Here is a 21592-nt window from a genome sequence, read left to right as displayed (position 1 = left end):
GCATTCATTAAAAGGACCTCAAAGGGGGTGCAAGGCGAATCCGTCTGACAAGACCAACTGACTGAAGAAACCGGATATGCAACCAGGTGATATCAAGCTCCCACCAGCGAAATCCCATCCGGGCGCTACTTGGGTAGGCGTGGTGGTTGTTATGCCAGCCCTCACCGAAAGTGAGCAACGCAACCCACCAGTTATTACGAGACTGGTCACCACTTGGGTAGCTCACGTACCCCCAGCGATGGGTCGCTGAATTAACGAACCAAGTGACGTGATAAACGAGAAAAAGGCGCAGAGGAATGCCCCAAAGCACCAAGGCCCAGCCCCCCACACCAAGGATGCGACCCAAAAGAAACAAGAGCGCCGCCAGTGGAAGCTGCAGCAGCAAAAAATTGTGATTCAGCCAGCGGTAGTAAGGCACCTCCTGCATGTCAGGGGTGAGCTGGCGGACGTAATGCTGGGCGGGGATATCCTTCAGCATCCATCCAAAATGACTCCACCAGAAGCCCAGATGACTGTTGTGATGGTCAGCGGGATCGTCGGAATGGAGGTGGTGGTGGCGGTGTAAACCCACCCAATCGATGGGACCGTGCTGACAGCTCAAGGTGCCGCAGGTGGCAATGAAGGCTTCAAGCCAACGCGGTACCGCAAAGGCTCGGTGAGCAAGCAAACGGTGGTATCCGAGGGTCACGCCAATGCAGGCGGTCAGCCAATAAAGAACCAAAAGAACAACGACCGCCGAGCCACTCCAGAAGCGCGGCATCAACGCCACCACGGCCAAAAGATGAATCACCACCATGAACAGAGTCGTGCCCCAACGACGCGACAGTTCCCGTGGCTTCACAGCGATACCTCGACGAAGCGGGGGTGCCGAAAAAGGGAGAAGCTGGTTCATGCCGGCGCCTCCAATGAGGATTCCATCGGCTGCAAGAACTGCTGCAGCAGCAAGCAGCCGAACCGCAACTTCAGGCCAAGCTTGCGCAAGGGCTGACCCTCCGCAGATTTGATGGCTCGAAAGGTCTCCACAAGCCGATCTCGCAGCAGGAAATAACGCGGGCCAAGAACAAAGACCACCGGGAATGCACGACGAGCGGTTCGGTTGGTCTGACGCATGACCTCCTCATCGAAACGATCGGGGTCCATACCAAGCAAGCGATAAAAATTGCCGCGCTCACACACTGTGAGGCTGTGGGTCAGGAAAACGCTCCACAAGAAGAAGCGACTGAGAAGACGGCCGCGCAACCCACTACTCAATCCGGGCCAACAACGAATCAACATGTTGAAGATGTCGCCGTGACGGTTCTCGTCCTGACACCAGGGTTCGAAAAAATCGAACAAAGGGGCAAAGGCATTCTGCGGATGGGCCTTCAGATGCCTGTGGATGAGGATGTACCGCCAGTAACCGATCTTTTCCGAGAGGTAAACCGAGTACAAAACCCAGCTCAAAGGGAACCAGGTCACCGGCCTCTTACCGCTGAGTGCTGGCAAATCAATCTCAATCCCCTCCGCAACCAGTGCACGGTTCAAGAAGCCCGCATGCCTGGCTTCATCACGCGCCATCAAGGAGAAAAGGCGACTGAGGTCGTTGCGCCCCGCGAGCTTTAACTGGCGGGACAGTTCTTTGAACAGCAGAAATCCGGAAAACTCCGAAACGCAGGAGCGCACCAGATAACTTTCATAAGCAACCTTCTGCTCAGGGTCCAGCTGCCGAAGACGACCCAGTGGAGCCTTGCGATCGAAATGATTGCGGTTGTAATCCGCCTCCATCTCAGCAAGCATCGCCTCAAAGGCAGAGCGCTGAAGCGTTAGATCGGTACGCGCCGCCTTGGCGACTTCCGTTGTGTAGAAGCGAGGAGTCAGCAAGTCTTCCCGCAGATGAAGAGCAGAGCCCTTGGTCATCACTGTGCTCATCGCTTTCAAAGCAAAAGCCCCGCCCAGACAAGGCAGGGAGCGGGCAGCCCCCTCAAGCCAACCAAAACCATGTGAAAGCGTTATAACAGAATCGTTATAACCATACATGAGGATCTGGCGTTCACGCGCTAATCTCATACGACAGCTCTGACCTTCTCCGACGTGGAACACCTAGCCGAATACTTCAAGGTGTTCTCAGAGCCCAACCGCCTGGCCGTTCTTGAGGCCCTGCGGGGAGGAAAACGCAATGTCACCGCGGTTGTGGACACCACGGGGCTGAGCCAAGCCCTGGTGTCGAAACATCTCAAGCTGCTCACGATCGCCGGGGTTGTGAGGCGATGCCCAGAGGGATCACTTGTTTTCTATGAAGTGATCGATCGCTCTGTTTATCGGCTCTTGGCTCAGGGAGACAAGTTGCTGAAGGAATCTCGCCGACAACAGCTGGATGCCCTGAGCGCTTCGCTCTGATGGTGGCGGACCACCCCCCCCCACCACCGCTGAGGAACTCATGCGGCAGTTGAAGGGAGGACAAACGTCCTTCCCCAACCTGAATTTCCATGGTGTGAATGGGCTGGAGCTCGACCTGCATGGTTGCGATTTACGCAATGGGAACTTCAAGGAGTCGCGATTCGGGCATGCAATATTTTCTGAAGCCAATCTCCAGGAGTGTTCGTTCCAGCAAGCACTTCTATGGGGAGCAGACTTATCAGGCGCCTCAGCGCAATACTCGAAATGGCATGATTCCGACCTATCCAGTGCCAGGCTCCAAAAAGCCAACTTCAGCGGAGCTTTTATGCATCGATGCTGCCTTCGCGGTGTTCTTGCCGCCGGAAGCATTTGGCAGGGGGCAAGGTTGGTAGATGCAGATTTCCGCTCAGGTCTCGATCAATTCACTGACCTCGGTGAAGCCAACTTGCACCTGGCAGACCTGAGCTTTGCTCAGCTCCAAGGTGCCAATCTCAGGGGGGCAGATTTGAGTGAAAGCTGCCTGTATGGAGCTGACCTTAGCGACTGCGATTTGCGAGAAGCAGATCTAAGCGGGTGCGACCTCAGCGACACCCAGCTGAAAGGAGCTCTTCTCCCCGAGCATCTGAACCCTTAGGCAAGGTCCGCAATCAGGGCAATCCCCCTGGGAGTTGCACAACATTGATCCCAGTTGCACAAAAAACGAGGGACAACTTAGGGACAAGCCCCTCAGACCTCTTGCCACGACAAATAGCTAAGTGGCAGCAGCGGCCAGAAACCCCAACACTGATCAGCAGGATTCACACCAGCTCCAGCCACCAAGCCCCCCATCAATGCAGTAATTCTGCAGAGGAATGGATCAAGCCAGGCTCAAACCACCCACTCCGGCGCAGAACAGCACCACCCGCCACGCCGGTTGCCGCCATCTCACCTCGTATTCATTCCGGTATCGCTACGCCAAGGGATGCATACCTCGAACGCGCCAATCGCCAACATCTCCGAAGCAATGGGGCGCACCATCGAGGTTCACCTAAAGAGCTATGCGCGGTTCAAGCCCAATGCAACGGCGATCATCATTGCGGCAGTGAGCGTCTCATTGCCCGATCCTTCTGACAGAGGCAGCCGCAGCAGAATGAACACCTAAAGAAGAGCTGCAAGCTCTGGAGAACCACCTGGCAGAAGCAAGTCGACTAGTCCCCTGAGGCTTGATAGTTTAGGGAGACGCGGGCTAAGTGTGTAGTCCCACCAGGTTGTTCAGCTGACAAAGGGGTGTGAGGTCGTCATGGTCCGGGTGTCACCTCCGACCCACAGACCCCACACCCCATGCATACCCACCCGAATGCTCGGCTGACACCTCTCGGCCGTGAACGGTTGTTGCGTCGACACATTCACGATCGGTGCACTCTCTCCGTTCTCGCAGCGGAGGCTGGGATCAGCCTGCGAACGGCCTACACGTGGCTGGCCCGCTACCGCTCAGGCGGTGCAGCGGCTTTGGTGGATCGACGTCGTGTTCGCCGCACTCAGCGGCGGACGCTCAATCCACAGCAACTGCAGCACGCTGTTGCCCTCCGCCATGAGCGCTGCACCCTCCGTCGCGTCGCCCGGGTTTTATCGGCACCCCTCTCCACCGTGGGGAGGGTGCTTAAGGCCTTGGGTCTCGCATGATTCATGTCGACACCAAACAGCTAGCCCGTTTTGAACGCATCGGGCACCGGATCACGGGTGATCGGCGTCTGGGATCCAGCCGTGGCGCGGGCTATGAGAAAGCCCATGTGGCCATCGACGATGCCACTCGCCTTGCCTACGCCGAAGTGCTGCCGGATGAGAAGCAGGCCACGACCGTCGGATTCCTCCTGCGGGCTGTGGCCTGGTTCGATACCCAAGGGATTACGTGCAAGCGTGTGCTCTCCGATAACGGCAGCGCCTACCGCTCCAAGCCCTGGAGAGAGGCGTGCATAGCCCTGAGCCTGACGCACAAACGCACTCGGCCCTACACACCCAGAACCAACGGCAAGGCGGAGCGGTTCATCAAGACCCTGCTGGCTGAATGGGCTTACTCCATGCCATTCCAGACCTCAGGGGAACGGAACCGGTGGTTGCCGCGCTATCTGGCGATCTATAACGGCCGCAGGTGCCACATGGCCTTGGCGGGCCGCACTCCCATTCAGCAGCTCGGCTGGTTACGGGCTACTGAATGACCTGGTGAGAAAACACAGCTAGGGGGACCCGCGAACTACATCTCCCGAAGCGCTGGTAGTGGCGCTTGCGCCATCGAAATCATCAAATACTTGGCTTTCCCCCTCAAGAGTCTTAATGCCTAATTGGTGTTCAGGGGCTTACATATCGGCACCTACCCAGTCAGTGTTGAGGAGAGGACAGTGGTGCCCTTCTCTGCGTCGAACAAATACGAAGGGGCGGACTTAGGGGGTCTACCCCTTTTTTGTTGACTGAGCAGAGCGGAAAACTCAAGGAAGTCACCGCACGGGGGCAGCCCTCGTCATAAGCATTACCTCTTTTGAGAGAAATTAAGCTACTCAAAGTTGGTATCGAGCGGATAATCCACTGCGTCGCAGTGGTTTACATAACTCATTCGGGAACTACATGGAACTCAATGCTGGGTCTTCCGATTTTCTTTAGGTTTCTGCTATTGGCATTCGTTGGAGCAACCGTTGCAACTGTGGCTAACTCCAAAAGAGACTTTGCTTTGCTCGCGGGCAACTTCCTATTAGGGCTTGGAGCCTTAGAAGCAGTCCTTAATTTCTTCGGCTTCTAGGCCTTTCAAGTAGCAGAAGGAGATGAGCTGGGCTCCTGAGGCGAGTTGAGACTTTTTCTAAGACCGAAGAAATCCCATAGGGTGCCGACATGGGCATCCATCCAGCCGATCAACCGCTCCTTGAGCAGCAAGAGGAGGACAGCTTTGAGGTTTAGCAGAAGCGCAGAGCAAAAGAAGCGGAAGAGCCTTGGGCCTTCCCCGACGATGGAGCTGGATCTACAGAGGCTGCCTGAGATTGCTCCGCTAGTGAATCTTCAAGCGCGACGTGCGCGGCGGCTTTGAGCTGAATCCAAAGGAGATTCCTCTGAGCCCGTTGATATTGCGTGCAATGGACAGGCGAGAGCACGAAAAGGAGCGTGCATCCCTTCAAAGATGACCGAACCGATTGGCGCGCCGCCTGAAAGATGGATTGTCATAACCGAGAAAATTTTCAGACGGTCTACGAACGACAAGTTCCCAGCCGCCGATCGGCTTCCCGTACTTCACCTGATCCAGCGCCACAGGCGAGACATCACACCCTTGGGATTGCTCTAGCGATCCTGCCAAGCATCAAGTACTGGTGAGCTTGGTCGGCCTCATCTGATTCATACGACTTTGCCCTGTACTTCCTCTTCTGCCTCAGCACGAAGGAAACGCTTGTGTTGAGGTGACTCAAGGCCAGTCATCTGAGCGTCGAGCCTTTCCAGAGCTTTGTTCTCGACTTTGCGACGTTCCTCATCCCACCACATCAATAGGGGATGCACATCACTTCTGGCCATTACAGAGACCTCCTAATCAGTTCTCGCGTTGTGGTCTCTCGGCCCTTCCGCATGAGTTGAGCCTCTCAGGTATTTCAGGTGCCCAATACCCCTATGCGGGGGTATTGGAAAAAGCCAAACAGGAGTCAACTAAACAGATCGAAGGGGCGTCAGCACCTCCTTCGGTCATCGAGCGAGAGCCCTGGACCTGAGACGACAGGGTTTTCGTCTTTGCCTCGAGAACCACCCTGGAGCTGTCACTCTCCAGGGTTTTTCTTTTGTCCTCAAGCAGGGGTATTGAGGTGCCTGTGCCGGATGGGAGATTGACAGAATCAAAGCAGGAGAGCCTTGTGGCCACTTCCTTCATTCCCCAAACGTGTACTGGGAGAACTTGCTTGAAATGGTCTCCTGACGGCCCATTGTCCGAGCACGATCAAGATGAACTGATGAAACGCCTTTGCGCGACTGATCCGGCATTGGCTCAATCCGAAGCTTGTAACGCTAGTCAGGATGCAGATCTGAGCAAGAACAACAAAAGGTGAGTCCTTTTCTATTACTGGTTGGCTTAGGGGCTCGGCGGCTATCTCGCCGTATGGCGTAACAAGCGGGCCTTCAAAGGCAAAAAAAGGTCAAGCTTTAGCTAACCAAGCTTGCTCGATCGGATATTTCGCAGCATACGTCGCCGTGACTACGGCACAGGTGGCAGAGATGTTGATGCAAGCAAATGTGCGGAGAAATCTGGGGGGTTTCACCACCTCGCAGAAAAACCTGCAACGATCGTTGAAACAAAGGTCGCCTTATGGACTCTTTCGGCGACTACTTGCAGGAGATCGGACGGGTCCCCCTACTAACGGATCAAGAGGAGATCTACTGCTCCCGTCAAATCCAGGCATGGCTCCAATACGTTGGCGGACCTGAAGCCGCTCCCGCACAAGTTCGGCGGCGCGGGAGACGGGCTAAGGAACGTTTGATGGCAGGCAATCTCCGCTTGGTTGTCTCCGTTTGTAAGAAAAAGATGGGGAATGGCCTTGAGTTACAGGACATGGTCCAGGAGGGTTCACTTGGCCTGAGCCGAGCCGCTGAAAAATTTGATGCAACAAGGGGGTATAAGTTTTCGACCTACGCCTACTGGTGGATCCGTCAGGGGCTCAACCGAGCGATCAGCCAGCAGAGCAGAACGATCCGAATTCCCTCAAACCGGAGGGAGCTGCTCTCAAAAATCAAACAAGTGAGTTCGCGGCTGACCTTGCAGCATGGAGACCAGCCGACGCTGCAACAGATCTCTGATCATTTGGCCATAACAGTGGAGGAAATAACGAAGACCCTTGCCGACGACCAGCGCACCCGCTGCTGCTCACTCGATGCAGCAACAACAGAAGGAGGTAGAAGCCTTCTGGATCGGATCGCAGCCCCTGGCGAAGAGCCGGAGGTGACTGACATGGAGGAAGCAGTCCAAGCCGCACTTGGTCGACTAAATAAGCAAGATGCCCAAATTATTCGTATGCGCTTCTTTGAGGGACACACCCTTGCCGAGATCGGCAGATCAATGAGTATTTCTCGAGAATGGGTTCGTCGGTTGGAGACCAGGGCTTTGATCAACCTGCGCATTCAGCTGCGAATATCGCCAGCATTGATATCACTCTGAATAACGACAACGTGACACCTTCTTTCGTCGACGTTGGTCTACTAATCAGAATCATTTGCAAATTCAAGGTCAGCCCAACTCAGCTCAACCCAATTGAGACCCTCCTCAATTTCTTGCCTTAGAAGTGCAGCCTCATCGTTGGCACCATCGGCGACGAGGTTTAAATACTTTCTGTATTCAGCCAGCCAAGCGATGAGGTTCGGAGTGCTGTTCGTCATGCTCTGCCCTTCGTGCTGCATGCTAAGCAGCATTGCAACTTTGGCTGCTTAACCGTGGTGCGATGAGGGCAGGTTGCGCAAACCCAACTGTTCCCTCATCCCGTCGCCTCAGTTTGACCACCGACCTAGAGGAGGTCTGCACGAGCACGACACCCACATACTGATAACAGCCGAACGAGATGGCATCAGTAGCAATAAAGGATATTTACTCACCTCAGCCATGGTTATCACCCGATGGTCCACTGTGGAGGTGAACCTTGGACCGAGGACTCAACGACAAATCTCAACGACGCAATATCGGAGCTTGAGGCCCGAATCGCCAATCCACGTCATTGGAGCAAAGAAGAGAATGAGCAGAACATCGAAAAGCTGCGTCAGCTCAACTTCCAAAAGCAACTTTTGATCGACTACGCCCAGAAGTAGACAACGCACCTGCGGATCGAGGCTGGTCACCCGCAGCTGACAGGCCAACCCCACTAGAAGGTAAGCATGGATACCCACACCACGGGTCTCCTTCATGGAGGAGGCTCCAATGGCTGAACGATCAACGCGAAGTCGGCTCACATACAGCGGTGGAACAGGCCGGACCTACGCAGAGTCACTGCATTGGGGCATGAGGTGGGAAGGGCTACGCAGCCGTTGGTTCAGCCGCTTTGGGCGCTGGGCTGACGCAGAAGAGTGCTTGGCCCGCTTTGATCACCTCGAGCGTGAATACGCCGAAGAGGTCAAGCAGAACTGACCTTTGGCTACTAGAAGCTCACGGCCGCAACTGCAGCTGCCGTGAGTCAAAGGCAGTAGCCGCGTCAAATGAAGGATGGCCCGGGAGGACCCACCGGGAGTTATTAGGGAGATTCACTCCCCCCCTGCCAGTAGGGGGTTGCGATAGTCCACAGTGGGGAAGACCCATGGTCCGAGGACCCAGCGAGAGAACTCAATAACGAGATCTCGGAGCTTCAAGCCCGGGTTGCCTACCCACAGCACTGGAGCAGCGGAGAGCATGAACAGCACATCGAAAGGCTCCGCCAGCTCACTTACGAAAAAAACCGTCTGAGCGATCGATCAGGCTCCTCTCCCATGGGGCGAGCTCATCACTGAAGAACTCTCCTACAAGTCAGTTGGCGCGTGGCTTGTCAATGAACCACAGCAGCTTTACTACCAATTCACCGCTTCCAAGGATGGCTCGCAAGGCGAGTCGATCGTCATGCGCAGCTTCCATTGGAGACCACCTGACGACCCGATTCCTCAGGGGAGTCAACTGATGACGCGACAAGAGGCGCTGGAAAAATGGAATGCACTCAAGTCAATGGGCTGGAGGAGATGCGCCGCTCCACTTCGGTAGGGCAGTGAACGGGGCAACCCAGTACTTACGAGTCGTTGGCAACTGGAGCAAAACCAGCGGTAGTCCAGAGTGCTGTTATGAAACAGCCGAACACGCAACGACTTAGGGCTCTACGGCTGTCTGCACTCGCAAGGGACAACAAAGTCATCAATGCCATTCGCTCCTCGATCACTCAGGCCCCTGATGCTCTGGTTAAAGAGTTGATGGACGTCCATGGATGGCCTGCGCATGAAGCCCTCTGCGCCGTTCAGCAGCTTCAGCAAGATGTCCTCGATGACACGACTGAACAGGCATCGGCGTGAAAGAAATCATTCGCAACGGCCAAGATTTGGTCGAGCGATTGAAGCCCAAGTCAGCTCTGGCCATCGCTTGAAGTGAGGGCTCACTGGCATTCGATGCACGCACGATTCGTATGTCTACGTTGCAACTGTCGTCCTCTTTAGGGACATGGGATTCGACGGAGTCGATAAGACAGACCGCTTCATCATTGCCGCCAGGCGACGTGCGGAAGCTGCATTGCATGAGACTGATCCAAAGCTGACGGCGCTAGAGAAGGCGATGTGGCTCAAGTTGAAGCGAGGTGAACGCCCCTGCAAAAACAGCAAAGCGTCCTAGGGAACTGATCACCTGCACTTCAACAAAAGAGGAGGCCGCCCCTCCCAGATGGAAGAGACGGCCTAACTCGCTCGTTTATGCATGGCAGTCGACCTAGTCAGTACGTGTTGCCTTTGGGGATCTCCATGGCAATGGGACTGAAAGAAAAAGGTCGAAGCGTCTGGCTTGTGGCAACCCTGGGGCCATTTGGACCAGGTGTGAAGCGGGACTCCTACGGGGCACCTAGACGAACGGTGCAGAGGAGTGTCGACTGGTCAGACGCACATCAGTGTCGTCACAGACGAGGCGCTCACGGTTGAGTTGAAAAGTTGGAGCAGGGGTCAAAAAAGTCAGGCTGCTTCTGCGATTTGCTCAGGTGGAGTGTCGGCCGTCATGGGCTCCTCCGATCTCGATGCACACACTCTCGGCAGCCGTGGAGCACTCGGCAATCAGCTGTCCTGCTCATTGCCTTCTGAGGCAGAGCGACCGATTGTTGGAACGGCGTGGCCATCCAATGCCACCGGTCGTCGGTCATCCGAAACAAGACTTGGTGATCCGCGGAGCTGAGATCACCTCAGTCGATAGACGGCTCAGTTGCACATCATTCAGCCCAATTGCACAAAAAATGAGGGACAACTCAGGGACTAGCCCCTCAGGCCTGTTCCTGTAACTGGAACCCAAGCGGCAGCAGCGGCCAGAAATTCCATCGTTGGTCAGCAGCAGAGACCGGCGCCAAGTGGTGATGTTGCAAACAAAATCTCAGCCATTGTCATCGAACACATCAACGATGCGTGGGTGGTTCAATCAAGACAGAGGGCTGATCAGCATGGGCGTCTCTGGCCTGCAAGGCTTCAACGCCGCTCGAGACCGCTGACACCAGCAGCAACGCAGCAAATCCCTGGCGCAAGCGTTGTTCTGGCAAATGGGGAACCAAACGTTGTCCAAGCAGGACACCGAAACCACCGCCAATCAACACAGGAAACAGCAGCCGAAGACCCTCCACGCTCCATCCCCCGTGAGCCAGCAACGCCATCAGGGAGCTGGCGGCGATCACCAAAAGGCTGGTACCGGAGGCCAGGGACATCGACAACCGGCCCAAAAGGACCAGCGCAGGAACAACAGCAAAGCCCCCGCCAACGCCGGCAATCCCGGTGAGCAAGCCAACGCCCAAGCCTTGGGGCGGAAGCCACCACCAACGCGCTGGCTCTGTGGATGCAGAACTTGCCGAAACCGGCCGCGCCATCAAGACGGCAGCAACGGCAGCCGCAAAAGCAAAAAGGAGCAACTGTTGGTTCGGGCCGATCAGACCGTCTTTGACCCAAGCGGCGCCAATCCAGCTGCCCAGAAGGGCTGGAGCCCCCATCCACGCCGCGAAGCGCCATGACACGCGCCGTTGCCGCAACGCCGGCACAAGATTCGTTAACGCCAGCAACAGCACAACAATCAGCGACAGGGGCACGGCCTCGCGCATCGGCAGGGACAAGCCACTGACCAGCAGTGGCAACAGCAGGATCGAGCCACCGGCACCCAGCAAGGCCAGCAACGCTCCAATCAAGGCACCAACGGCAAGCAGCAGCAGATCAGTCACAGCCGCACCCGATTCCAGGGCATCCAAGCCAGCAGGCGAGCCATGCCACAAAACCCGCTGACTCCAGCGAAAACAAGGCCCGCTCCAACAAACCAGCTCAAACCAATCCAGGCGGCGGACCAAAAATGGCTGCCGATCAACCCCAGCAGCACCAAAGACCCAGCGGCGATCTGCACCTGACGCATCAGTGGCATGGGAGCTCCGGCCTGCCGTTCAACGGGCAACCCCTCGCTTTGCCATCGCTCGAGGCCACCAGCAAGGTCCATTACAGGGCGCGCGGGGAACCGCTGCTGAACCACAGCCATCGCCTGTGCACTGCGATTGCCGCTGGCACAGACAAAGACGAGATCCCCATCGGGCAGTTCAGCCCGCTCCAGGCGATCAAGGGGAATGCACCGGCTGCCGGGAATGCGACCACCAGCCACTTCCATCGGCTGGCGAACATCGACCACCGTCACTGCATTGAGACGGGTCTGAAGATCTGAGGGAGAGAGATGTTGCGACATGGACAAGCGATACGGCGATGAAAAGGTCGTAGAAGGAACAAACGGCTACTTAGGCAGCTCCAGCGGGTAGCCATCAGCCGCCCAGCGCTGCAAGCCGCCACGCAGATTGGCGACTTGCTTCAACCCGTTTCGCTGCAACTGCTGGGTGGCCAGAGCGGAGCGGCTCCCGGCATAACAAGTCACCACCACGGGTCGATCACACGGAAGCGTCTCCAGGCTCTGCATTAAGTCGGGCAGTGGAAGGTGAAGGCTTCCAGCCACACGCCCATCAGGCCCCAGCCACTCCTCGTTGGAGCGCACATCCAACAGGGTGATCACATCGAGATGGCCGGCGACCCAGTCAGGGGTGATCTCATCAAGTCCGGCATAACTGCGCTGCAAGGGTGCCCAGTCGCTCCTGGATTCGGACTCCTCCAGCGGACGTCCACTGCGCAGATTTCCGGGCAAGGCCACATCGATGCGGCGCGGGTGGGGCAACTGAAGGTTGTCCATGGTGCCGATGAAATCCTGCTCGCGCGCTGCACCACCAAACCGCGGATTGAAGCGGGCTTCCTCCGCCACACTTGTGACGGAGCGGCCCTCGTAGTCGTGCCCCGGGTACAGCAAACAGTGCTGCGGCAGCGAGAGAATCTGCTTGTTGATCGAGTTCCACAGAGCCTCGGCACTGCCCTGCTGGAAATCACAACGTCCACAGCCGCGGATCAACAAGGCATCGCCGGTGAAGGCCATCGAGGCGTCATCCAGCACATAGGTGAGACAGCCATCGGTATGCCCCGGGGTGGCGCGAACGGAGAGCGAACGCCTCCCGAACACAATGCTGTCGCCATGGGCAAGAGGTTGGCTGACGAAATCAGCACCAGCTACGGCTGCCAGAGCAATAGAGCAACCGGTGGCTGCATGCAGGCACCAACTTCCGGTGACGTGGTCGGCATGAACGTGGGTGTCGATGGAGGCCACCAGACGAAGGCCCAGTTCGTTGATCAGCGCCAGATCACGGCTGTGGCGCTCGAACACCGGATCGATCAACACCGCTTCTGACGACAGCGGATCGGCCAGGAGGTACGTGAACGTTCCGGTGCCTGAATCCCACAACTGCCGGAACAGCAGAGAACTCGCACCCGCTGCATCGAAAGCAATCGATACCCCCATCCCCAAGCCAAACTCTTTTATGACCATACACGCATAACCGCATCGGGCCATAATTGGAAAAATTCTTCCGCGATTGCCTGCATCCACGCCGACCCCTGACCAGCTCGCTGAAATCAGCCGATTTTTCAGGCTGCTGAGTGAACCCGCCCGTCTGCAGCTGATCTGCGAACTGCGCTCATCACCCAGTGACGTTCAGACGTTGATCAACAAGACCGGCTTTTCTCAGTCACACATCAGCAGGCAATTGAGCCAACTGAGTCAGGCCGGTCTGGTACGAAGCGAACGCCAAGGCCAACGGCTCATCTTTCATGCCGACGATCCATTGGTGGACGACCTTTGCTCATTGGTGAGCCAGCGGCTGCGACAGACCCTCGAAGACAAATTGAAGACGCTCAACGCCTGAGATCACCTCAGTGGATTGAAAGCTCAGTTGCACAACATCAAAGCCAGCCAGCACGCTCCCCTTCAAGCGGTGATTCGGCAAAGAACAGGATCAGGCCAGGGTCAAACCACCCACTCCCGCGCAGAACAGCACCACCCGCCACGCCGGTTGCCGCCAACCCACCAACAGCACAAACGCCACCAACGCCAGGCTGAACTCAGCACCTCCGCGGATGCCTGTCTGCCAGACGGGCTGAAACAACGCCGCCAGCAGGATGCCCACCACCGATGCATTGATGCCCATCAAGGCTCGACGCATCGGAGCCAAACGGCCCAGGTCACTCCAGAAGGGCAAGAGCCCGCCAATCAACAAGAACGAAGGGAAAAAGAGGGCAACAAGCGCCATCACAGAACCGGCGATGCCCTGAAGCCCAGGCTGCAGATCAAAGCCAAGAAAGGCCGCGAAACTGAACATCGGCCCTGGCACCGCCTGGGCTGCGCCATACCCCGCCAGAAACTGCTGCAGGTCGATCCACCCGCTCGGCACCAAGGCTTGCTCCAGCAAGGGGAGCACCACATGGCCACCGCCGAACACCAAAGCACCGGTGCGCAGGAAACCAGTGAGCTGCTGCACCAGCAGCGGCCTGGCCTCAGCAGACAACCAGGGCAGAGACACGAAGAGCAGCACAGCGGAACCGAGCAAAACCACCGCCACCGAGCGCCGCACCGGAACCACGAGACGTTCAGGTGCCGATGGCTCCAGCTCAGGTGGCGTCAGAGCGCACCAACCCACCAATCCGCCAAGCAACAGGGCCAACAGCTGGGCCCAAACGCGAGGCACCAACAGCACCAGCACAGCAGCAGCCACCATCAGGCTGGCCCGCTGCCGATCGGGAGCCAGCTTGCGCTGCAGGCCCAGAACGGCCTGGGCCACGACGGCCACAGCCGCCACCATCAAGCCATGCACCCAGCCCCCATCGATCCAACGGGGATGGGCTGAAAGCAGCAACGCCGCCAGCACCATCAACACAGCCGAAGGCAAGGTGAACCCTGCCCAGGCCGCCAGGCCGCCAAGCCAACCGGCCCGGATCAGCCCCAGGCCCATGCCCACCTGGGAACTCGAAGGGCCCGGCAACAGCTGACAGAGCCCAACGAGATCGGCGTAGGCCTCAGCGGTGATCCAACGCTCCCGCTGCACAAACCTCTCGTGGAAGTAACCGAGGTGCGCCACGGGGCCACCGAACGAGGTCAACCCCAACACGAAGAACTGAACAAACACCAGCAGCGGAGCGGGCATCGTGCTGCGCCTCTCAGGCGGGGAACAGGCGTCGGTTCCGGTTGGCCATCGCCACCAGCGACAGCATCACCGGAACCTCCACCAGCACGCCCACAACCGTGGCCAAGGCAGCCCCGGAGTTCAAACCGAACAGGCTGATGGCCACCGCAACTGCCAACTCAAAAAAGTTGGACGCGCCGATCATCGCCCCGGGTGCCGCAATCGATCGTGGCTGCCCTGCTGAGCGCATCCAAAACGCCGTGATCCAGAAGATCAGATAGGTCTGAAGGATTAAAGGGATGGCAATCAAAGCGATGGCCAGCGGATTGGCCAGGATCGCCTGGGCCTGCACCATGAACAGCAGCAACACGGTGGCGATCAACGCGCCAATCGACAGGGGCTTGAGCCGAGTCTCCAACCGCTCAATCCGGCGAACACTGCGCAGGCTCAGCCGCGTGAACCATCCGGCCACCAGGGGAACAACAACGAACAGCCCCACTGCCGTGAGCATCGTGTCCCAAGGCACCAACACATCCGAAACCCCCAGCAGGAGCGCAGCAATCGGGGCAAAGGCGAAGACCATGATCAGGTCGTTCAACGCGACCTGCACCAGGGTGTAGTTGGGATCACCGTCGCTGAGACGACTCCACACGAACACCATCGCCGTGCAGGGAGCGACGCCAAGAAGAATCATCCCGGCCACATACTCCTGGCCGATGGCTGCCGGGATCCAGGCGGAAAACACGCCACGGATGAACAGCCAGGCAAGAGCCGTCATGGTGAAGGGCTTGATCAGCCAGTTCACAACTGCCGTCACCAACAGCCCCCGCGGCTGATGGCGAATCGCTCCGATGGAGGAGAAGTCGACCGCCAGCATCATCGGGAAAATCATTCCCCAGATCAGCACCGCGATCGGCAGGTTGATCCCCGCAGCCTCCAGGACCGCAATGCTTACCGCCGCAGCAGGGAACCAAGCACCAAGGCCAACCCCAACCACGATCGCCATGCCAATCCAGATGGAGAGATAGCGCTCGAACAGACCCATCAATTCATCAAGAATTCTTGATGGGAGAACCCTACCTCCAGCAGGTTCCACTCACCAAAGGATGTGCTTTGGAATACACGCCCATCATGGCTTAATTGTTCCTAAAGCCATCCACAAATCTCACTTAAACCACCTGACTCACAATTTCAAGGTGGTGCCTGAATATCGATGACTGAAAAACCCATAGGCCTGTTTCCTTGGGCCATCTTGATCTTTGCGCTGGTTGTACCGAACCCTTGGAAACTGGCGTCGGAGCGGGCATTCGCTGAACAAAGCGTGACATCGGAACAATGCTCAAGCCGCCAGTGAGGCATCTCTGACACCTGTGAATACCAAGATTCAAACCCACTGAGGCCACTTGGTTAACGTCAACAACCGTGGATGAATTCTTAGAATCACATCTCTTGATTTTTAATGAGTGAGACGTCACCGCGTCACTGTGCAGTGATCGGATATCAGCGAACTGTTGGCAGTGAAGTGGAACTCAATCGGCTTGACATTCATCCCTTTTTGAGGCGGAGCCGTGGTTCAGGAGCGCCGCAGGCGCGGATTGGCTGGAAGCGGTTGCTGCAAGGTCTGGTCCAGAGCCAATTCCAGTGGAGCGTGAATCGGGCCTTCTTTTTGAAGCACCACAACGCCATCCTCCAGAGATTGAACGCGATAGGCCTGGCGATGCTGCTCAATCCAGCGCTTGCTGTTGCGGAGCTGGCGCCAATCTCCTGCGAACGCCCGGCCGTAACGCTGAAGCAAATCGAGGTCCACAGCAACCCAGTCCACGCTTTGAGGCCGGCCCTTGCGGTGCAGATAGTCGGTGTTGAAGGGAAAGCGCACCAACACCTCGCGGCGGGCAAGCAGAGGCACCAGAGGCGTGTTCGCGGCAACGCTGGCCTGCGGAGGAATCACAGCCAAAGCACGCCGAGCCGCTGCACCATGGCTCCATTGCTCAGCCGGGCTGCTGTGCACCCATGGCTGCACGCTGGCAGGAACAAGAAAGGAGAGGCTGCGATGGGGATTGCTGGTCAACGTGAGCAGCAGAGAGAGGCTGATGGCTGCGCCCCAAGCCAGCCTGAGGCGAGGCCCCAGCTGTAGGTGGGGGCGCCGCTGCCACCAGAACAGGGTGCCAAGGGCGAAGCCAGGCACCACCAGCAGGGTGTAGCGAATGGTGATCGCGAGGGGATTGTTCGCGCCTTGCGCCAGAAACAGACCCAGCAGGCTTGGGCCCGCCAGCAGCCAGGCATCGAGGCTGATCAGGGGTAGGAACAGAAACGGCAGGCTGTGGCCAAGGAGGTAGCGAATGGTCCCTCCGGGGGGGTCCACCAGTTGCTGAAACAGCAGGAATGGCTGAGACAACATTCGTTGGAGAACCGCAAGGCTGCTGCCTCCTCCACTGTTCCCATCGCTGAGGTACTGACCGAAGTTCTCCACCATGAAGCGCTTGGCGTTGTCGTCTGAGAACAGCGGCATCAGAACGTTGGTGCACAGCAACACCCATCCCCCTCCCCAGCTGATCAATGCCAAAGCCAGGGGCCAGCGTTGGCGATCGCGAACCAACAACCAGAAGCCAACTGCCACCAGAAGCACCCCCGTGTCTTCTCTGATCAGGGGCATCAGGCCGGCGGCCAACAGGATCAGCCCGGTGCGCCGTTCCACCAGGCCCAGCACCAGCACAAACACGGCCAAAGGCAGCTGACAGAGATCCGTGAAGTTGCCGAGGGTGGGACCGATTAAGGCGTTGCCGCCGAAATAGCCGTAGGCGATCCAGTTGGCAGTGCGTTCCGGCAAACAACCACTGGCAAGGCGATGCAGCACAAGACCCGCAGCAGTGATGAGGCCCACCTGAGCCAACGGGAGGGCGGCTCCCCCGAGCAGCCCCAGCAATGGAGCGAAGATCAGCAGGGTTGGTGTGAAGTGCTGGCCAAGCCGTTCGTAATCCACCGAAGGCAGCTCTCCGGCATGCTCCACGTTGGTGGAGAGTTGCGAGGAGAGGGTGCTCTCAAACCAATGGCCGTGCAGGCTGTTCCAAAGCACCTGCTGAAAAATGCCCTGGTCGTAGCTGGCCAACAGGACCCAAGAACGCCAGGCCTGCAGGCCCAGGCAGATCACGGCGAACAAACCAGCAGCAATGAGGACGCGACGGGACGTCAACAACGGCACCTGCACGCTTCATTCAAGGCAGCTCAGCGTTGCAGCGACTTCATCAGCTTCATGTGCTGTGGAGCACCTGGGCTTCTGAGCAAGAGCTCAAACAGATTGAGTGCAGAGCAACTGGGTGATCAAGGCCTGAAACGGTGCATGCTCACCAAGCCGGCTCAACCCGGCAGAAGGGGTTCGCCATTGACCCGATGGATGGCGACCACACCGGGACGGGGCGGCCGGCCGGGGGCCTGAGCCGGCCAATTGGAACCCAGCGGCACCTGACGCAACTGCTGGAAGGATGCGCCCTCACGATCCACGAGCTGGTGCGACTGGAACTCAATGCCGCCGGAGACCCGAGCACCATGGACTTCACCGGGGTGCTGCACCGCCAGGAAAAGGCTGCTTTCCTCTTGATCCAGACAAACCCCAGTCAGTTCGCATTCCATGGGCCCGGTGGCGAAGCAAAGGGCTGAGCCCCCATCCCGCGGCACCCACCAGCAGCTGTTGTTGCCGAAAACATCGCCTGCGGCAGACTTCATCGAGCGATCGGTCACGATCCAGAGATTGCCCTGTTGATCCAGGGCCAGGTTGTCGGGATTGGTCAGCCCAAGGCCGCCAGCCCAGGGCTCACCGCCAGTCACAGCCATGGTCCAGCGGAAGCCACGCTCCCCACGCTCCGTCAGCCGCATCACCCAGCCATGGCCCCAGCTGCTCTGGCCCTGCGGACCACGGAACACAGCCGGATCGGCACCACCCTTTCCGCCGGGAGAACCCGACGTGAAAGCGATCAGCAGGTCCCCGCTGATCGGATCAATCTTGGTGTCTTCCGGTCGAGCCGTTGGGGTGGCACCGATGGCGCTGGCGGCCAGATGCGCGTCGATCAGGATGGCTCCCTGGAGGGCTTCACCCTCTCCGCGATACAGATCGGCCAGCGTTCGGAACTGCTGGGCATAGGCCGCAACGGAGGCGTCGTCGCGAAACAGCTCTGCACCGGCGCGGCCGCGGTCGCGGTGGGGCAGCTCCACGGGGCAGGTGAGGTTCGCTTCGCTGAAACGGCTCGGCCGGAAGGGATCCACCACAGCATCCGGCGTCAAGGACAACCACTCGCCGGAGCCATCGGCATGGAAGCGGGCCACTTGAAGCTCACCGGCCTCCAGCAGCCTTGAATTCGCTTTGTCGGCCACGTCGGTGAGTTTGTCGCTGCTGACAAATCTGTAAAGGTGCCCGCCACGCCGATCGCAACCCGAATACACCTGCAGCGGCCGACCTGCCTCGGCCCTTACCGCGACGGCCTCATGGCGGAAGCGTCCAAGGGCTGTGTGTTTACGAACCGCATGGCCTGGGCGCTGCGGATCAACCTCAACCATCCAGCCGTATTTGTTGCCCGCCAGGCCGTAAACATTGCCCAGACCGGCCAGCTTCCCTTCACGGCAGAGAAAGGGGCATGCCGATGGAGGCACAGAGCTGCCATCGGCAAACACCGCTTCCGGCACCTGCGACTGGATGTTTTCTTCGGCGCTCAGCACCGTGCCCCAGGGGGTGGTGCCACCACCGCAGTTGGCGAAGCTGCCAACGATGCCATCACCGAGGCCATCGTCGTAACCGAGGCGCTGTTCGGCCCTGAACACCACCGCAGCGGGTCCGGTGCTGACCAACCGCTTAGAGGGATCGCTCAACCCCGTGATCCCGGTGATGCGCCGATCACTGTCGGCGTCAGCACGAATCCAATGCCCCTGGGGGTCACGTCGCAAACTCATCACCCCGAAGCCCAGATCGGTCATGGCCTGATCGGCCACACCCCGAATCAGGCCCAGAAGGGGATCCCCAGCCATGAGTGGTGTGCAGTCGATCTCCCCATCGGCCGGTGCCAACTGCTCCACCAGGCGTGACAACGGAATGGCTTGACCGATCACATCCTCGAAACCCTCAGCCCAAGGCAAGGCACTGATGTATTCGAAATTGACCGTCATCGAGGCGTGATCAGGCCCGTGCTGAACGAAACCCAGATGGTCGTTGTTGAAGCCGAAACGGCTGCCTCCTAGGGGATCGCCCCAGGCCGCCAGCAAGTCAGCGCGAAATCCCTCTGGCAGCGTGAGCCGATCTTCAAGGGAGATGTCGCGATAAACGTTGCGCTGCTCGGACGCCCTTAAACCATCGCCCTCGACGGGGAGCGGAACGGGAACGGGGTCAAATGGTCGACTCCGCAGTCCTCCACGTTCCGCCAATGGAACTAGAGAGCCCTCAGAGAACACGCGTGCTGTCACCATGCCGGCCGTGCCAAGTCCGAGCAGAGAAAGAACAGAACGGCGGCGCAACGTCATCGGCTTTGCGTGAAATAAGCGATCAGCGGTTGAGTGGTGGTGCAACGATCACTGCCACGGATCTAGATCAGACCCCGACGCACGAAGGCATCAACAACGCGGTTGTAATCCTCACCATCCAGTGGTGAATCAGCCAGTTCGCCTAAAGCTTCACGAACCAACTGCTTAACATGCAGATCAGCAGGGGCGCTGGAAGGATGTTCAAGCGGGGGTGAAGCTGAAGGCATTGGGCCACAAAACATCAACCACCTTTAGTTCAATCCGCACGAAATACACGTGCCTTGGAACACACCATTCCAGAAACCCTGAACGCCTAATCCTCAGATTCGGCCGCCTGCATGGTTGAAGCCTTCTGGTCATAGATCTGGCGCCATTCATCACTGGTTTTGCAGTAGCGCCCGTGCTCAACAACGTGCATGGTCTGAATGACGCACACAATGGAGACGAACACAGCAGGAATCAGCCAAACCGGACTGGAAAACGAAAAGTGTTTGAACATCACTCCACCTTCAACTCGCGATCGTAAATCTCATCATTCTGGGTGGTCCATGCGGATTCGGTTAAGCAACCTCGGCCATGGAGACGCTGATGTTCCACAAACAACCAGATCGTCCAACCCAGCAAACTGATTGCAATCGAAAATCGCAATCCACCCAGGAAGGCTTTAAGACTCATTTCACAACTCCACCAGAATCAATGGTGAGACGAGACACAGAGAAATGAACGTGTCACGGAACACACGCGACAAAGAATTTCATGACTGTCGAGCCCAGGGCAATACGACGGAAGATGGGAAACGATCAAAACAGGCAGTCGTGCGAAGGGTCGTGCTGGCGTTGATGCTGTGGTCCGTGCTGCCCGCACAAGCAGCAACCCCCGTACGGTTGCAGGTGATTCCCTATCAAGTGAACAAGCAAGCCTTGCCTGTTTTGCCGGCCTTGCTTGCTCCACCGCCAATGATCACTGAAGAGGCCCAGCCAAGGAAACGAAGGCCAGTACAGAGCAGAGGTTGGAACAGCGACGATGACTTTGACTGGCTGATGGATTAGCTCTCAGCCCGCGCCTGGGCATCAAGCAGCGGAGTGACTGTCGTCTTGCTGTTTCAGCAAGATGGCCAAGCGGTTAAGCAGAGGAATGGTGTCGTCCAGCAGGGCAACATCAGGATCTCGGCCGGGGTCGTAGGGAACATCCTCTGGCTTTTGATGCTGCATTTCCTCCAAAAGTTCAATCAAGTCAATCACCGCCGGGCGCAAATCATGGAGCGCCTCGCCGATATCCGTGACGTTCATCCAGTAACGGCTGCGGCGAATGCTCGCCAATCGCATCGCGAAAGAATCCTGAAGGGCTTGATCGCTCAGGTTTGACGCCATTGGCGAACAGGGCAAATCACCCTGAAATCAATCTTGAAACCGTGGCATGCCCTGGTTAATGACACGTAAAAGAAGGCATAAGAGCAAAAGCCGTTGCACAAGCCAAGCGATGCCAAACGACAATCAATGATTCGGTTACAC

The 21592-nt window shown here is 57.8% G+C and carries 22 protein-coding genes; 10 read left to right on the top strand and 12 right to left on the bottom strand.

The window, feature by feature from the left end:
• Window positions 1-7: 7 nt before the first annotated feature.
• Together SynA1544_RS05795 and acsF are read right to left on the bottom strand one after the other, a co-directional pair.
• Window positions 8-892, bottom strand: a complete 885-nt coding sequence (locus SynA1544_RS05795) for a fatty acid desaturase (RefSeq protein WP_186515159.1) — start codon at window positions 890-892, stop codon at window positions 8-10.
• Window positions 889-1908, bottom strand: coding sequence for a magnesium-protoporphyrin IX monomethyl ester (oxidative) cyclase (acsF, locus tag SynA1544_RS05790; RefSeq protein WP_186515473.1), 1020 nt, complete (start codon window positions 1906-1908; stop codon window positions 889-891). Before acsF ends, SynA1544_RS05795 begins: the two co-directional genes overlap by 4 nt.
• A 162-nt stretch (window positions 1909-2070) precedes the next feature.
• On the opposite strand from acsF, the gene SynA1544_RS05785 reads away from it, so the two are divergent.
• From SynA1544_RS05785 to SynA1544_RS05765, 6 genes are all read left to right on the top strand, one after another.
• Window positions 2071-2376, top strand: a complete 306-nt coding sequence (locus tag SynA1544_RS05785; protein ID WP_038555531.1) for a helix-turn-helix transcriptional regulator — start codon at window positions 2071-2073, stop codon at window positions 2374-2376.
• Between the two features lie 40 nt (window positions 2377-2416).
• A complete protein-coding gene (locus tag SynA1544_RS05780; protein WP_186515158.1) occupies window positions 2417-3010 on the top strand; it encodes a pentapeptide repeat-containing protein in 594 nt (197 codons plus the stop codon).
• Window positions 3011-3337: 327 nt separating this feature from the next.
• Window positions 3338-3517: a hypothetical protein gene (locus SynA1544_RS05775; RefSeq protein ID WP_186515157.1), complete on the top strand. Its 180-nt coding sequence runs from the start codon at window positions 3338-3340 to the stop codon at window positions 3515-3517.
• Between the two features lie 179 nt (window positions 3518-3696).
• Window positions 3697-4038, top strand: coding sequence for a leucine zipper domain-containing protein (locus SynA1544_RS14675; protein WP_255477738.1), 342 nt, complete (start codon window positions 3697-3699; stop codon window positions 4036-4038).
• A complete protein-coding gene (locus SynA1544_RS14670; RefSeq protein WP_255477744.1) occupies window positions 4035-4571 on the top strand; it encodes a DDE-type integrase/transposase/recombinase in 537 nt (178 codons plus the stop codon). Before SynA1544_RS14675 ends, SynA1544_RS14670 begins: the two co-directional genes overlap by 4 nt.
• Window positions 4572-6682: 2111 nt before the next feature.
• Window positions 6683-7528 carry a sigma-70 family RNA polymerase sigma factor gene (locus SynA1544_RS05765; RefSeq protein WP_255477743.1) on the top strand — a complete coding sequence of 282 codons (846 nt, stop codon included), beginning with the start codon at window positions 6683-6685 and terminating at the stop codon, window positions 7526-7528.
• Between the two features lie 41 nt (window positions 7529-7569).
• On the opposite strand, the gene SynA1544_RS05760 is transcribed toward SynA1544_RS05765, so the two are convergent.
• Window positions 7570-7746 carry a hypothetical protein gene (locus tag SynA1544_RS05760; protein WP_255477742.1) on the bottom strand — a complete coding sequence of 59 codons (177 nt, stop codon included), beginning with the start codon at window positions 7744-7746 and terminating at the stop codon, window positions 7570-7572.
• Window positions 7747-8016: 270 nt separating this feature from the next.
• Window positions 8017-8265 (bottom strand): hypothetical protein, encoded by a 249-nt coding sequence (locus SynA1544_RS05755; protein WP_186515154.1) that lies wholly within the window; start codon window positions 8263-8265, stop codon window positions 8017-8019.
• On the opposite strand from SynA1544_RS05755, the gene SynA1544_RS05750 reads away from it, so the two are divergent.
• Together SynA1544_RS05750 and SynA1544_RS05745 are read left to right on the top strand one after the other, a co-directional pair.
• On the top strand, window positions 8264-8485 hold the full coding sequence (locus SynA1544_RS05750) for a hypothetical protein (protein WP_186515153.1): 222 nt from the start codon (window positions 8264-8266) through the stop codon (window positions 8483-8485). The two genes, SynA1544_RS05755 and SynA1544_RS05750, sit on opposite strands and share 2 nt — an antisense overlap.
• 315 nt (window positions 8486-8800) lie before the next feature.
• Window positions 8801-9085, top strand: a complete 285-nt coding sequence (locus SynA1544_RS05745; RefSeq protein WP_186515471.1) for a DUF1651 domain-containing protein — start codon at window positions 8801-8803, stop codon at window positions 9083-9085.
• Window positions 9086-10460: 1375 nt separating this feature from the next.
• Here SynA1544_RS05745 and SynA1544_RS05740 read toward each other — a convergent pair.
• The 3 genes from SynA1544_RS05740 to SynA1544_RS05730 are packed head-to-tail and all read right to left on the bottom strand — an operon-like array spanning window position 10461 to window position 12922.
• Window positions 10461-11267, bottom strand: coding sequence for a sulfite exporter TauE/SafE family protein (locus SynA1544_RS05740; RefSeq protein ID WP_186515152.1), 807 nt, complete (start codon window positions 11265-11267; stop codon window positions 10461-10463).
• Window positions 11264-11773, bottom strand: coding sequence for a rhodanese-like domain-containing protein (locus SynA1544_RS05735; protein ID WP_186515151.1), 510 nt, complete (start codon window positions 11771-11773; stop codon window positions 11264-11266). Before SynA1544_RS05735 ends, SynA1544_RS05740 begins: the two co-directional genes overlap by 4 nt.
• 45 nt (window positions 11774-11818) lie before the next feature.
• On the bottom strand, window positions 11819-12922 hold the full coding sequence (locus tag SynA1544_RS05730) for a rhodanese-like domain-containing protein (protein ID WP_186515150.1): 1104 nt from the start codon (window positions 12920-12922) through the stop codon (window positions 11819-11821).
• 73 nt (window positions 12923-12995) lie between these two features.
• Here SynA1544_RS05730 and SynA1544_RS05725 point away from each other — a divergent pair, with 73 nt between their 5' ends.
• Window positions 12996-13325, top strand: a complete 330-nt coding sequence (locus tag SynA1544_RS05725) for a metalloregulator ArsR/SmtB family transcription factor (protein ID WP_186515149.1) — start codon at window positions 12996-12998, stop codon at window positions 13323-13325.
• 90 nt (window positions 13326-13415) lie between these two features.
• On the opposite strand, the gene chrA is transcribed toward SynA1544_RS05725, so the two are convergent.
• The 4 genes from chrA to SynA1544_RS05705 form a co-directional block, all read right to left on the bottom strand.
• Entirely contained in the window at window positions 13416-14600 is a 1185-nt protein-coding gene (chrA, locus tag SynA1544_RS05720) for a chromate efflux transporter (RefSeq protein WP_186515148.1), read from the bottom strand.
• 13 nt (window positions 14601-14613) lie between these two features.
• A complete protein-coding gene (arsB, locus tag SynA1544_RS05715) occupies window positions 14614-15624 on the bottom strand; it encodes an ACR3 family arsenite efflux transporter (protein WP_186515147.1) in 1011 nt (336 codons plus the stop codon).
• 528 nt (window positions 15625-16152) lie between these two features.
• Complete coding sequence (locus SynA1544_RS05710) at window positions 16153-17778, bottom strand: DUF2079 domain-containing protein (RefSeq protein ID WP_255477741.1); 1626 nt, start codon at window positions 17776-17778, stop codon at window positions 16153-16155.
• A gap of 155 nt (window positions 17779-17933) precedes the next feature.
• Window positions 17934-20081 carry a PhoX family phosphatase gene (locus SynA1544_RS05705; RefSeq protein WP_186515145.1) on the bottom strand — a complete coding sequence of 716 codons (2148 nt, stop codon included), beginning with the start codon at window positions 20079-20081 and terminating at the stop codon, window positions 17934-17936.
• Window positions 20082-20800: 719 nt separating this feature from the next.
• On the opposite strand from SynA1544_RS05705, the gene SynA1544_RS05700 reads away from it, so the two are divergent.
• Window positions 20801-21130, top strand: coding sequence for a hypothetical protein (locus SynA1544_RS05700; RefSeq protein WP_186515144.1), 330 nt, complete (start codon window positions 20801-20803; stop codon window positions 21128-21130).
• A 21-nt stretch (window positions 21131-21151) separates the two neighbouring features.
• Here the strand turns inward: SynA1544_RS05700 and SynA1544_RS05695 are convergent, their stop codons facing one another.
• On the bottom strand, window positions 21152-21451 hold the full coding sequence (locus SynA1544_RS05695) for a hypothetical protein (protein ID WP_186515143.1): 300 nt from the start codon (window positions 21449-21451) through the stop codon (window positions 21152-21154).
• Window positions 21452-21592 lie beyond the last annotated feature (141 nt).

Source organism: Synechococcus sp. A15-44 (genome assembly GCF_014280115.1).
Taxonomy (GTDB): Bacteria; Cyanobacteriota; Cyanobacteriia; order PCC-6307; family Cyanobiaceae; genus Parasynechococcus.
The sequence above is the reverse complement of the archived record's forward strand: the minus strand, read 5'-3'. Positions and strand labels throughout refer to the sequence as shown.

Bases quoted from the DNA above. Each gene is read 5' to 3' on its own strand.
- SynA1544_RS05795 (WP_186515159.1), bottom strand. From the start codon at position 892: ATGAACCAGCTTCTCCCTTTTTCGGCACCCCCGCTTCGTCGAGGTATC.
- acsF (WP_186515473.1), bottom strand. From the start codon at position 1,908: ATGAGCACAGTGATGACCAAGGGCTCTGCTCTTCATCTGCGGGAAGAC.
- SynA1544_RS05780 (WP_186515158.1), top strand. From the start codon at position 2,417: ATGCGGCAGTTGAAGGGAGGACAAACGTCCTTCCCCAACCTGAATTTC.
- SynA1544_RS05775 (WP_186515157.1), top strand. From the start codon at position 3,338: ATGCATACCTCGAACGCGCCAATCGCCAACATCTCCGAAGCAATGGGG.
- SynA1544_RS14675 (WP_255477738.1), top strand. From the start codon at position 3,697: ATGCATACCCACCCGAATGCTCGGCTGACACCTCTCGGCCGTGAACGG.
- SynA1544_RS14670 (WP_255477744.1), top strand. From the start codon at position 4,035: ATGATTCATGTCGACACCAAACAGCTAGCCCGTTTTGAACGCATCGGG.
- SynA1544_RS05765 (WP_255477743.1), top strand. From the start codon at position 6,683: ATGGACTCTTTCGGCGACTACTTGCAGGAGATCGGACGGGTCCCCCTA.
- SynA1544_RS05760 (WP_255477742.1), bottom strand. From the start codon at position 7,746: ATGACGAACAGCACTCCGAACCTCATCGCTTGGCTGGCTGAATACAGA.
- SynA1544_RS05750 (WP_186515153.1), top strand. From the start codon at position 8,264: ATGGAGGAGGCTCCAATGGCTGAACGATCAACGCGAAGTCGGCTCACA.
- SynA1544_RS05755 (WP_186515154.1), bottom strand. From the start codon at position 8,265: ATGAAGGAGACCCGTGGTGTGGGTATCCATGCTTACCTTCTAGTGGGG.
- SynA1544_RS05735 (WP_186515151.1), bottom strand. From the start codon at position 11,773: ATGTCGCAACATCTCTCTCCCTCAGATCTTCAGACCCGTCTCAATGCA.
- SynA1544_RS05730 (WP_186515150.1), bottom strand. From the start codon at position 12,922: ATGGGGGTATCGATTGCTTTCGATGCAGCGGGTGCGAGTTCTCTGCTG.
- chrA (WP_186515148.1), bottom strand. From the start codon at position 14,600: ATGCCCGCTCCGCTGCTGGTGTTTGTTCAGTTCTTCGTGTTGGGGTTG.
- arsB (WP_186515147.1), bottom strand. From the start codon at position 15,624: ATGGGTCTGTTCGAGCGCTATCTCTCCATCTGGATTGGCATGGCGATC.
- SynA1544_RS05705 (WP_186515145.1), bottom strand. From the start codon at position 20,081: ATGACGTTGCGCCGCCGTTCTGTTCTTTCTCTGCTCGGACTTGGCACG.
- SynA1544_RS05700 (WP_186515144.1), top strand. From the start codon at position 20,801: ATGAACGTGTCACGGAACACACGCGACAAAGAATTTCATGACTGTCGA.
- SynA1544_RS05695 (WP_186515143.1), bottom strand. From the start codon at position 21,451: ATGGCGTCAAACCTGAGCGATCAAGCCCTTCAGGATTCTTTCGCGATG.